Below are 11,608 nucleotides of genomic sequence, written 5' to 3' on the forward strand. Positions count from 1 at the left end.
ACTACTTGACCGGGCTTCCGTCGAGGATTTCAGCCAGGAATTCCCCCGTGAACGACCCTTCCGTGGCCGCGACCTGCTCGGGGGTTCCTGTGGCGATGATGCGGCCGCCGCCGGAACCACCATTGGGTCCCAGGTCCACGATCCAGTCGGCACTCTTGATGACATCCAGATTGTGTTCGATGGTGATGACGGTGTTGCCCTTCTCCACCAAACCCTGGAGCACCAGGAGGAGTTTCCGGATGTCCTCGAAGTGCAGACCCGTGGTGGGCTCGTCGAGCACGTAGATGCTGCGCCCGTTGGACCGCTTCTGCAGTTCCGCGGCCAGCTTGACGCGTTGCGCCTCGCCACCGGACAGCGTGGTGGCGGGCTGGCCCAGACGGACGTACCCGAGCCCGACGTCCACCAGGGTGTTCAGGTGCCGGGCGATCGGGGTGAACGCGGAGAAGAACTCCGCCCCCTCCTCGATCGGCATGTTGAGGACATCCGCGATCGTCTTGCCCTTGTAGTGGACCTCCAGGGTCTCCCGGTTGTACCGGGCACCATGGCAGACCTCACAGGGGACGTAGACGTCCGGGAGGAAGTTCATCTCGATCTTCAGCGTGCCGTCACCGGAGCAGGCCTCGCAGCGCCCGCCCTTGACGTTGAAGGAGAACCGGCCCGGCAGGTAACCGCGGACCTTCGCCTCATTGGTCTCGGCGAAGAGCTTCCGGATGTTGTCGAAGACACCGGTGTAGGTGGCGGGGTTGGACCGAGGGGTGCGCCCGATGGGGCTCTGGTCCACGTGGACCACCTTGTCCAGGTGCTCCAGGCCCTCCACGGTCTTGTGCCGTCCGGCCACCTGACGGGCTCCGTTGAGCTTGTTGGCCAGCACCTTGTACAGGATCTCGTTGACCAGCGTCGACTTGCCGGAGCCGCTCACTCCGGTCACGGCGGTCAGCAGACCCAGGGGGAACTTCGCCGTGACGTTGTTGAGGTTGTTCTCCCGCGCGCCCACCACCACGAGCTCACGCTTGCGGTCATAGGGGCGGCGCTTGGCCGGGATCTCGATCCCCTTGCGGCCGGACAGATAGTCGCCCGTGAGTGAATCCGTGTTGGCCAGGAGCTCCTGGTAGGTGCCCGAGTGGACGACCTTGCCACCGTGCTCACCGGCGCCCGGGCCGATGTCCACGATCCAGTCCGCCTCGCGGATGGTGTCCTCATCGTGCTCGACGACGATCAGCGTGTTCCCGAGTCCGCGCAGACGGGTCAGGGTCTCGATCAGGCGGCGGTTGTCCCGCTGGTGCAGGCCGATGGACGGTTCGTCCAGGACGTACAGCACGCCCACCAGCCCCGAACCGATCTGGGTCGCCAGCCGGATGCGCTGGGCCTCGCCGCCGGAAAGAGTGCCTGACGGGCGCTCCAGGTTGAGATAGTCCAGGCCGACGTCCAGCAGGAACGTCAGGCGGGCGTGGATCTCCTTGAGCACCTGGGCCGCGATCTGGGCCTCACGCGGAGACAGTTCCAGGCTGCCCAGGAACTCGACACAGTCCCGCATGGGCATGGCGCACACGGCGGCGATCGACTTGCCGTTGATCAGCACCGAGAGGGAGGCCGGGTTGAGCCGTGCGCCGTTGCACGCCGGGCACGGGATCTGCCGCATGTACTCTTCGTAGCGGTCACGGGCGAAGTCCGATTCCGTCTCCCCGTGCTTGCGGTGGACGTACTGGACCACACCTTCGAACCCGGTGCTGTACTTCCGCTCCCGGCCGAAGCGGTTGCGGTACTGGACCACCACCTTGTGGTCCTTGCCGTGCAGCACGGTCTCGCGGACGGTCTTGCCGAGCTTCTCCCACGGCGTGTCCATGGAGAACCCCAGCTCGTCGGCCAGGCCGGAGAGCAGATGATTCCAGTATTCCTGCGTGGCGGTGCCCAGGGACCACGGAGCGATGGCGCCCTCGTTCAGGCTCAGCTCGGGGTTGGGCACCACGAGCTCCTCGTCCACCTCCAGCTTGGTCCCGATGCCGGTGCATTCGGGGCACGCGCCGAACGGGTTGTTGAACGAGAAGGACCGCGGCTCGATCTCGTCGATCGCGAGCGGGTGCTCGTTGGGGCACGCCAGGTTCTCGGAGAACGCGCGCACCCGGCCGGGATCGTCGGCGTCGAGGTCCACGAAGTCGGCGAGCACGCGGCCCTCGGCCAGACCCAGCGCGGTCTCCACCGAATCAGTGAGGCGCTGACGCATGCCCTCCTTGACCACCAGACGGTCCACGACCACCTCGATGGTGTGCTTGTACTGCTTGCCCAGCTTGGGCGGATCCGTGAGCTGGACCTGCTCACCGTCGACCCGGGCCCGGGCGAAGCCCTTGGCGCCGAGCTCCTTGAAGAGGTCCACGAACTCGCCCTTGCGGCCGCGCACCACGGGAGCGAGCACCTGGAAGCGCGTGCCCTCCGGAAGCTCCAGCAGCTGATCCACGATCTGCTGAGGCGTCTGGCGGGTCACCTCCTCACCGCAGATCGGGCAGTGCGGACGTCCCACGCGAGCCCAGAGCAGGCGCATGTAGTCGTAGATCTCGGTGATGGTGCCCACGGTGGAACGGGGATTCTTGCTGGTGGACTTCTGATCGATCGAGACGGCTGGGGACAGGCCTTCGATGAAGTCGACGTCCGGCTTGTCCACCTGCCCCAGGAACTGGCGGGCGTAGGCGGAGAGGGACTCGACGTAGCGGCGCTGCCCCTCGGCGAAGATGGTGTCGAACGCGAGGGACGACTTCCCGGAGCCCGAGAGCCCGGTGAAGACGATCATGGCGTCCCGGGGCAGGTCCAGGTCCACATTGCGCAGATTGTGCTCGCGGGCGCCCTTCACCACCAGGCGCGACGACGGGGCATGACCAGGCGAGCCGGCGCCGTTCAGGCGGGCCACGCCATTGCTGTGGTTGAGCTGATCAGGAGACAGGACTTGTTCACCGCTGATATGAGGCACCTAGCCATGCTAATCGAAAACCTGTTCGAATTTCCATGTCGGCCCGGTGTGGCAGGCTGGACTGCAGACAGACCCCCTAGTAGCGAAGAGGTTCTCCATGCGCATTCCCCCGCTGGTCCCAGCTCCGGAGTCCCTGGAACTCCTGTCCGGGCATCTGCCCGTCCCGTCCCGGCTGGCCTTCGCCACGGATCTCGCGTCCGAGGATCCGGGCTGGGCGCTGCTGCGGCATCAGGCGGAGGACTGGCTGGGCGTGAGGCTTCGCGACACCGCCGCGGAGGATGCTCTGTTGCAGGTGGATCACGATCCGTCCCTGACACCAGGCGCGTACCGGCTGGAGATCGACGAGAAGATCCGCGTGTCCGCCGCGGATCTGGACGGCGTGCGCCATGCCTGGCAGACGCTCCGTCAGCTCAGCGGCCCGGAGTCGTTCGCCCCTCAGGGGTCGGCGCGCCGCCGTGCGAACGGGCAGACGGTGCCCGCGCTCCCCCGTCTCCGGGTGGAGGACACACCGCGGTTCTCGCACCGTGGCGTGCTGCTGGACGTCGCGCGCCATTTCATGCCGTTGAACGAGCTGCTGCGGTTCATCGACCTGCTCGCCGCTCACAAGCTCAATGTCCTCCACCTCCACCTCAGCGACGACCAGGGCTGGCGCTTCGAAGTCAAGGCCTTCCCCCGGCTCGCCGAGGTGGCCTCCTGGCGGCGGGACACCCCAGTCGCCTTCGACACACCCCGGCTGGAGAACGCCCTCATGGCGGGCCACCCGCACGGCGGGTTCTACACACAGGGCCAGCTGCGCGAGGCCGTCGCGTACGCCGCGGAACGCGGGATCACGATCATCCCGGAGATCGACCTGCCCGGGCACAGCGTGGCCGCGATCGCCGCCTACCCCTTCCTCGGCGTCGATTCCCCCGACGTCGAGGTCAGCACGCGCTGGGGTGTCAGCGACTGCATCCTCGACCCGTCCGAGCGGACCCTGGACTTCTACCGGACCGTGCTGGACGAACTCGTCGCCGTCTTCCCCTCTCCGACCATCCACCTGGGTGGCGACGAGGTGCCGTACACGCGCTGGGAACGGTCACCGGAGATCATGGCCCGTGCTCAGGACCTCGGGCTGGCTTCCGTGGCGTCACTGCACGGCTGGTTCCTCGGACGGCTCACCGAGCATCTGGCCGGCCATGGCCGCCAGACCGGCGTCTGGCACGAGGCCATCGGGGAGGCCCTCCCGCAGAGCGCGATCGTCAACGCATGGCTGGGCGTGGACACCGTGGAACTCAGCCTGGAACAGGGACACCGCACCGTGATCTCACAGCATGAGTTCACGTATCTGGATTACCGCGAGAGCGACCACCCCGACGAACCGAGCCCGTTCTGGCCGGTGCTGCCGTTGGAAAAGGTCCACGGTTTCGACCCGGTCCCCGAACGGATCGCGGCGCTTGAACGGGAACACGGCGGCCAGGTGGCCGGTGTCCAGGCACAGCTCTGGACCGAATACCTGGTGGACCAGCGGCTCAGGGATTTCCATGCCTTTCCCCGCCTGTGCGCCTTCGCCGAGGTGGCCTGGTCCACCCGGAAGCCGGATTTCGCGGACTTCCTCGCCCGGCTCACCGGGGACCCCGAGGTCCCGGGGCACCTGGCCCGGCTGAAGGCCGCAGGGGTCGGGTTCCGGCCCCTGGAAGGCCCGGAACCCTGGAGGTCCCGGCCCGACGTGGCGCTGTTCCGCGCGGCCCACTCCTCCTCCGAGTGAGGCTCAGCCCTGGTCGCGGTAGGCGGCCGTCAGCAGCCGGACCGCTTCAGCGAGGCTGACGCCGCCTGCGCGGGCCGCTGCGGCGTAGGCCGAGGCGGCCTCACTCAGGCTCTTCCTGCGGTCGTCCCGCGGCAGGATCACGGTGCCGTTCCGGCCACGGGTCTCCACGATCGCGGCGGCCTCCAGCTCCTTGTACGCCCGCGCCACCGTGTGTGGCGCGACATCGAGCTCGGTGGCCAGCGCGCGCACGGCGGGCAGCCGCTGGCCCGATGGCAGGCCACCGTCGTCGACCAGATGGACGATCCTGAGCCGGAGCTGTTCGAACAGCGGGACGGAACTGTCCGTCCGGGGGCGCCACTCGCCAGGGAAGGCCGTCATGCGCCCGGCACCGTTCCGGAGGGGCCCTTGCGGGCGACCGTGAACAGCCGGCGGAAGGGGAAGACGGTACCGTGCGGGGTGGCCGGATACGCTTCCCGGAGCATGGCCGCGTAGTCCGCTTCGAAGGCCTTGGCATCCGCCGCGTCGAGTGCCCCGAGGACCGGCCGCAGCCCGGTGCCGCGCACCCATTCCAGGACCGGGTCCGCCCCCTGGAGCAGCTGCTGGTAACTGGTCTCCCAGGCATCGGCCTGCCAGCCGGCGTCGAGCGCGATCCGCAGATAGTCGGCCGGCTCCAGCACCGCGTCCCGGTGCCGCAGCACGCCGGCGAGCTTCACGGCCCAGGCCGGGGATTCCGCGAGTTCACGCATGAGCACATGGGACGGCGCACCGAAATTGCCCGGGACCTGGAAAGCGAACCATGAACCCTCCGCCATGGCGTCCAGCCACACCGGAAGCATCTTCTCGTGGCCCGGGACCCATTGCAGCGCCGCATTGGACACCACGACGTCGGCCTCGCCGGGCATCCACGACGCGATGTCGCCGAGCTCGAAACGGAGGTTCGGGAGACGATCGGCATGGACCGCGGCCTGCTCAAGCATGGCGGCCGAGGAATCGACCCCCACCACCTGTGCGTCCGGCCAGCGCTCCGCGAGGGTGGCGGTCAGGGAGCCGGGACCACATCCCAGGTCCACCACCAGTCGAGGGGACTCCGCATGGATCCTCTGCGTGAGGTCGAAGAAGGGCCGGTCCCGGTAGTCACCGAACTTCACGTACGCAGCGGGGTCCCACTCCACGGTCGGGGGCATCGCTTCTCCTTCGGTGCAGAGCACGCCGGGCAGGCGTGAGCCAACTCTCAGGGCCGAGACTACCCCACCCGTTGTGTGCTCAGTTGTTGCGGGTGTWGCGGGCGAACACCCGCCACAAACGGTGTGTACACCGCCTTCGTCGAATGGGTCGAGTCCCGTGGACTGGAGCTCTACCCTGCGCAGGACGAGGCCGCCATGGAGCTGGCGGGCGGCGCGAACGTCATCCTCGCCACACCCACGGGGTCAGGGAAGTCGATGGTGGCCATCGCCGCGCACTTCTACGCGATGGCCCGCGGGGAGCGGAGCTACTACACAGCGCCGATCAAGGCCCTGGTCTCGGAGAAGTTCTTCGCCCTCTGCGACATCTTCGGCGCTGAGAACGTCGGGATGGTCACCGGCGATTCCTCGGTGAACGGTGACGCCCCCATCATCTGCTGCACCGCGGAGATCCTGGCCAACATCGCGCTCCGGGAGGGGCGGGAAGCGGTCGTGGGCTCGGTCATCATGGACGAGTTCCACTTCTACTCGGACCCCCAGCGCGGCTGGGCCTGGCAGGTGCCGCTCCTTGAACTTCCCCAGGCGCAGTTCCTGCTCATGTCCGCCACCCTCGGCGACGTCACCCGGTTCGAAAAGGGTCTGACGGAGCTCACCGGACGGCCGTCCGTGACGGTGAGCTCGGCGGAGCGGCCCATCCCCCTGCACTTCTACTACGGCATGAAGCCCATGGCGGAGACACTGGAGGAGCTGCTGGAGACCCGGCAGGTCCCCGTCTACGTGGTGCATTTCAGCCAGTTGGAGGCCATCGAGCGCGCGCAGAGCCTCATGAGCGTCAACATGTGCTCCCGTGAGGAGAAGGACAGGATCGCCGAGCTCATCGCCGGCTTCCGCTTCTCCGCGGGCTTCGGCAAGACCTTGAACCGGCTGGTCCGGCACGGCATCGGTGTGCACCATGCGGGCATGCTGCCGAAGTACCGGCGCCTGGTGGAGCAGCTCGCTCAGGCGGGCCTGCTCAAGGTCATCTGCGGGACGGACACGCTCGGCGTCGGGATCAATGTCCCCATCCGCACCGTGGTGCTCACAGCCCTCAGCAAGTTCGACGGCGTGCGCACCCGGCTGCTCAACGCTCGCGAGTTCCAGCAGATCGCCGGCCGCGCCGGCCGCGCGGGCTTCGACACCGCCGGGACGGTGGTGGTCCAGGCTCCCGAGCACACGATCGAGAACGCCAAGGCGATGGCCAAGGCCGTGGCGAAGTTCGGCGATGACCAGAAGAAGCTGCGTCAGGTGGTCAAGAAGAAGCCGCCTGAGGGCTTCGTCTCCTGGGGTGAGCCGACCTTCCAACGGCTGGTGGGGTCGGTTCCCGAGCCGCTCACGTCCAGCTTCACCATCACCCACGCCATGCTGCTGAACCTGCTGGAACGGCCCGGGGATCCGTTCGCGGCCACCCGGCACCTGCTGGAGTCGAACCACGAGCCGCGTGGCCGCCAGCTGGAGCTGATGCGGAAGTCCCTGGGCATCTACCGCGAACTGCTCGCCGCGGATGTGGTGGAGCGCATTCCCGAAGCCGAGCGCGGGCCCGATGGACGGACCGTCCGCCTCACCGTGCACCTCCAGGACAACTTCGCCCTCAACCAGCCGCTCTCCCCCTTCGCTCTCGCGGCACTGGATCTCCTCGACCCCGAGTCGCCGTCTTATGCGCTGGACGTGGTCTCGGCGATCGAATCCACGCTGGACAAGCCACGCCAGATCCTCGCCGCTCAGCTCAAGAAGGCCAAGACGGATGCCGTCGCCGCGATGAAGGCGGAAGGGGTGGAGTACGACCAGCGTATGAAGGCCCTCGAGGACGTGAGCTATCCTCAGCCGCTGGCCGAGCTGCTGCTCGAAGCCTTCGACACGTACCGCCGGGCGGCCCCCTGGGTGGGCGACTTCGAACTCACGCCCAAGTCCGTGGTCCGGGACATGTACGAACGCGCCATGAGCTTCGGCGAATTCGTCCAGTTCTACGGGCTGGCCCGCAGCGAGGGCATCGTCCTGCGGTACCTCAGCGATGCCATCAAGGCCCTGCGCCAGACCGTCCCGGCAGATGCGCTGCGTGAGGATCTCGAGGACCTGATCGCCTGGCTCGGCGAGCTGGTGCGTCAGGTCGACTCGAGCCTCCTGGACGAATGGGAGGAGCTGAGCAACCCGCATGATCACGCGGAGGATCCCCTGCTCCCTCCCGCCCCGCCCCGTCTGACCGACAACGTCCGGGCGTTCCGGGTCATGGTCCGCAACGAGATGTTCCGCAGGGTCGAACTGTTCGCCGACGAGGACTCCCGGGCCCTGGCGGAGCTCGACGGCGAGTCCGGCTGGCACTCGGACCGCTGGGAGGACGTCCTGGACGACTACTTCGAAGAGCACGAGGACATCAGCACGGGAGCAGACGCCCGCGGCCCTCAGCTGCTCCTCATCACGGAGCACCCGGGGCGCTGGGAGGTCCGGCAGATCTTCGCGGATCCGGCGGGGAACCACGACTGGGGCATCTCGGCCGAGGTCGATCTCGCGGCGTCCGACGAGGCGGGCAGCGCCGTGATCAAGGTCCTGGACGTCAATCGACTCTGATTGGCCCGGCTCCCCGGCTAAGCTGAAATCCATGAGCCGCATCAGAGAAGCCACCCGCGCAGACGTCCCGGCGATCCACCAGATGATCGTGGACCTGGCCGTGTATGAGAAGGAGCCGGACGCCGTCCGGAACACCCCGGAGGAGCTGGAGAAGCACCTCTTCGACGGCCACCCGGCCATCTACGCCGCCGTCGCGGAGGATGACCTCGGGCGGACCCGTGGATTCGCCCTCTGGTTCCTGAACTACTCCACCTGGGAGGGCGTCCACGGGATCTACCTCGAAGACTTGTACGTGAAGCCGGAGGCCCGGGGCGAAGGCCACGGCAAAGCCCTCCTGGCCCATCTGGCAGCGCTGGCGGTGGAACGCGGTTACGCCCGCGTGGAGTGGAGCGTCCTGGACTGGAACGAACCGTCCATCCGTTTCTACCGCTCCCTGGGCGCCGTCCCCATGGACGGCTGGTCCACGTTCCGTCTCACGGGCGACGCCTTGCAGGCCGTCGGGACCGGTGAGGACGCCTCGGCGGTGACCGCGTGAGCGACGCCGTCACTCACCGGGCCGGCCAGGTCCACGAATTCCGCGGTCTCCGCACTGCGGACCACGTCTTCACCGTGCCGCTGCGCCCGGCCGAGCCGGAGGGCGAGACCCTGGAGGTCTTCGCCCGGGAGTACGGCCCGGCAGGCCTGAGCGACGAGCAGCGGAACGAACTTCCCTGGCTGCTGTTCTTTCAGGGCGGGCCCGGTTTCCCCGGCAACCGCTGGACATCCTTGAGCGGTTGGGCCAAGGCCGCCACCGAGCACTTCCGGGTCCTGATGCTGGATCAGCGCGGCACGGGGCTCTCATCCCCGGTGGAGGCGAAGACACTCGCCGCCCGTGGTGACGCGGCAGCCCAGGCCGAGTATCTCAGCCATTTCCGGCACGACTCGATCGTGGCGGACGCCGAGGCGATCCGCACCGCCCTCGGCATCGACCGGTGGAGCATCTTCGGGCAGAGCTTCGGCGGCTGGTGCTCTCTGGCCTACCTCTCGCTGGCGCCGGCGGCCCTCCGCGAGGTCCTGATCACCGGAGGGCTCGCTCCCCTGCACGGCTCCCCGGACCGCGTCTACCGCGCGACCTACTCCCGGATGGAAGCCCGCAACCGCGAGTACTTCGCCTGGTACCCGGAGGACCGGGTCCTGGTGAACCGGATCGCGGCGCACCTCCGCGAAGTGCCGGAGTTCCTGCCACGCGGCGAGCGGCTGACCGTGGAGCGCTTCCAGATGCTCGGCATGTACCTGGGTGGCAACACGCGGGTCGACTCGCTGCACTATCTCCTGGAGAAGGCGTTCATCCAGACTCCCGAGGGTGAGCGTCTGTCCGATTGGTTCCTCGCGCAGCTGCCCGCCTACCTGGACTTCGCGGCGAATCCTCTGTATGCCGCGATCCACGAGTCGATCTACGCCCAGGAGGCGGCCACCGACTGGTCGTCCTGGCGGGTGCTCCAGGAGTTCCCGCAGTTCTCCCCCGACGCCGAGGACGTCCTGCTCACGGGCGAGATGATCCAGCCCTGGCTGTTCGACCAGGATCCGTCGCTGCGGCCCCTGAAGGAGGTGGCGGAGCTGATCGCCGCCAAGCAGGACTGGCCCCGGGTCTTCGACCGGGACGTCCTGACCACCAACACGGTGCCCGTCGCGGCTGCGGTGTATGCCGATGACGTCTTCGTGGACCGTGAGCTCTCCCTGGAGACCGCGTCCTCCGTCCGCGGCCTGAAGAGCTGGGTCACCCCTGACTTCCACCATGACGGGATCGCCGACGACGGCGAGGCCATCTTCCGCCGCCTGCTCGCCATGGCGCGGAGCGGGGACGGCCCGGCGGCCTGACGCGAGCCTCCTCCCCAGACGAACGACGCCGGGCGGCAGCTGTCAGCTGGCGCCCGGCGTCGTCGTTCAGAGGCGTTCCCGGAAACCCGGGCTGACGTCAGCGCTGCTCGGGAGTCTTTCCTGCCTCAGCCGCCGCCTCGGCTTCGCGACGGGCGGCCACTTCCTCCTGATGAGCCACCCGCTCCGCCGTCCGGCTGATCTGGTGCTGCGTCTCTTCCCGGCCGTCCCTCTTCTTGGAGACCGCCAGGCTGGCGACCACGGCCAGGATGATGGTGCCGAGGATGAAGATCAGCGAGAAGGACGTGGGGATGTCCGGGGCCCACTCGATGTGCTGGCCGCCGTTGATGAACGGCAGTTCGTTCTCGTGCATGGCGTGGAAGATCAGCTTGAAACCGATGAAGGCCAGGATGATCGAGAGAGCGTGCTTGAGGTAGATGAGCCGTTCCATGAGTCCGCCCAGCAGGAAGTACAGCTGCCGCAGACCCATGAGGGCGAAGATGTTGGCCGTGAAGACGATGAACGGGCTCTTGGTGAGGCCGAAGATCGCGGGGATGGAGTCCAGGGCGAAGATCAGGTCCGTCATGCCGAGGGTCAGGAAGACCAGGAGCATCGGGGTGAAGAGCCGCTTGCCGTTGATCTTCACGGTGGCCTTGCCGCCGTTGAACTCGTTGTGCATGGGGAGGACCTTGGAGAACCAGCGGACCAGGCGGTTGTCGCCGCCGTCCTCGTCATCCTCGCTGTCGTCCTTGGCCTGGTTGTAGGCGGTCCAGAGGAGGAAGGCGCCGAAGATGTAGAAGACCCAGGAGAACTGCTCGATGATGACGGCACCCAGGAGAATGAAGATGCCGCGCAGGATCAGCGCGATGATGATGCCCACCATGAGGGCTTCCTGCTGGTACTTCCGGGGCACCGAGAAGCGCGCCATGATGATGATGAAGACGAACAGGTTGTCGATGCTCAGGCTGTATTCGGTGACCCAGCCGGCCACGAACTGGCTGCCGTACTCGGGGCCGGTGAAGGCGAACATCAGGCCGGCGAACACGAGCGCCAGAGCCACGTAGAAACCGACCCAGAGGCCGGCTTCCTTCATGGAGGGTTCGTGGGGACGCTTGAGGACCATCAGGAGATCGACGAGAAGCACGACGCCGAGGACCACAAAGGATCCGACCTCAAACCAGAGGGGAAGTTCAGGCACGGGGAGACCTTTCAGAGGGTATGGGACATTGCCATAAGTCTCTCCGATCCTGTCGCACAGGATCTGCCCAG

The 11,608-nt window shown here is 67.4% G+C and carries 8 protein-coding genes; 4 read left to right on the forward strand and 4 right to left on the reverse strand.

What is annotated here, in order from left to right; translation table 11 throughout:
• Position 1 precedes the first annotated feature (1 nt).
• Positions 2-2,899, reverse strand: coding sequence for an excinuclease ABC subunit UvrA (gene uvrA / locus AB4Y75_RS14335; RefSeq protein WP_441436652.1), 2,898 nt, complete (start codon positions 2,897-2,899; stop codon positions 2-4).
• Positions 2,900-3,056: 157 nt separating this feature from the next.
• Between uvrA and AB4Y75_RS14340 the strand changes: the two genes are divergently transcribed.
• A complete protein-coding gene (locus AB4Y75_RS14340; protein ID WP_441436551.1) occupies positions 3,057-4,703 on the forward strand; it encodes a beta-N-acetylhexosaminidase in 1,647 nt (548 codons plus the stop codon).
• Between the two features lie 3 nt (positions 4,704-4,706).
• Here the strand turns inward: AB4Y75_RS14340 and AB4Y75_RS14345 are convergent, their stop codons facing one another.
• Positions 4,707-5,081 (reverse strand): GntR family transcriptional regulator, encoded by a 375-nt coding sequence (locus tag AB4Y75_RS14345; RefSeq protein ID WP_441436552.1) that lies wholly within the window; start codon positions 5,079-5,081, stop codon positions 4,707-4,709.
• On the reverse strand, positions 5,078-5,887 hold the full coding sequence (locus AB4Y75_RS14350; protein ID WP_441436553.1) for a trans-aconitate 2-methyltransferase: 810 nt from the start codon (positions 5,885-5,887) through the stop codon (positions 5,078-5,080). The genes AB4Y75_RS14345 and AB4Y75_RS14350 overlap by 4 nt, the downstream gene beginning before the upstream one ends.
• 123 nt (positions 5,888-6,010) lie before the next feature.
• On the opposite strand from AB4Y75_RS14350, the gene AB4Y75_RS14355 reads away from it, so the two are divergent.
• Genes AB4Y75_RS14355 through AB4Y75_RS14365 form a run of 3 tightly spaced genes read left to right on the forward strand, consistent with a single transcriptional unit; the run spans position 6,011 to position 10,342 of the window.
• On the forward strand, positions 6,011-8,485 hold the full coding sequence (locus AB4Y75_RS14355) for a DEAD/DEAH box helicase (protein WP_441436554.1): 2,475 nt from the start codon (positions 6,011-6,013) through the stop codon (positions 8,483-8,485).
• A 31-nt stretch (positions 8,486-8,516) separates the two neighbouring features.
• Positions 8,517-9,020, forward strand: a complete 504-nt coding sequence (locus tag AB4Y75_RS14360; RefSeq protein WP_441436555.1) for a GNAT family N-acetyltransferase — start codon at positions 8,517-8,519, stop codon at positions 9,018-9,020.
• Positions 9,017-10,342 (forward strand): alpha/beta fold hydrolase, encoded by a 1,326-nt coding sequence (locus AB4Y75_RS14365; RefSeq protein WP_441436556.1) that lies wholly within the window; start codon positions 9,017-9,019, stop codon positions 10,340-10,342. Before AB4Y75_RS14360 ends, AB4Y75_RS14365 begins: the two co-directional genes overlap by 4 nt.
• Before the next feature lie 97 nt (positions 10,343-10,439).
• Here AB4Y75_RS14365 and AB4Y75_RS14370 read toward each other — a convergent pair whose 3' ends face one another.
• Complete coding sequence (locus tag AB4Y75_RS14370; RefSeq protein ID WP_441436557.1) at positions 10,440-11,537, reverse strand: TerC family protein; 1,098 nt, start codon at positions 11,535-11,537, stop codon at positions 10,440-10,442.
• Positions 11,538-11,608: the final 71 nt, after the last annotated feature.

Source organism: Arthrobacter sp. RAF14 (assembly GCF_052114185.1).
Lineage (GTDB): Bacteria > Actinomycetota > Actinomycetes > Actinomycetales > Micrococcaceae > Arthrobacter_E.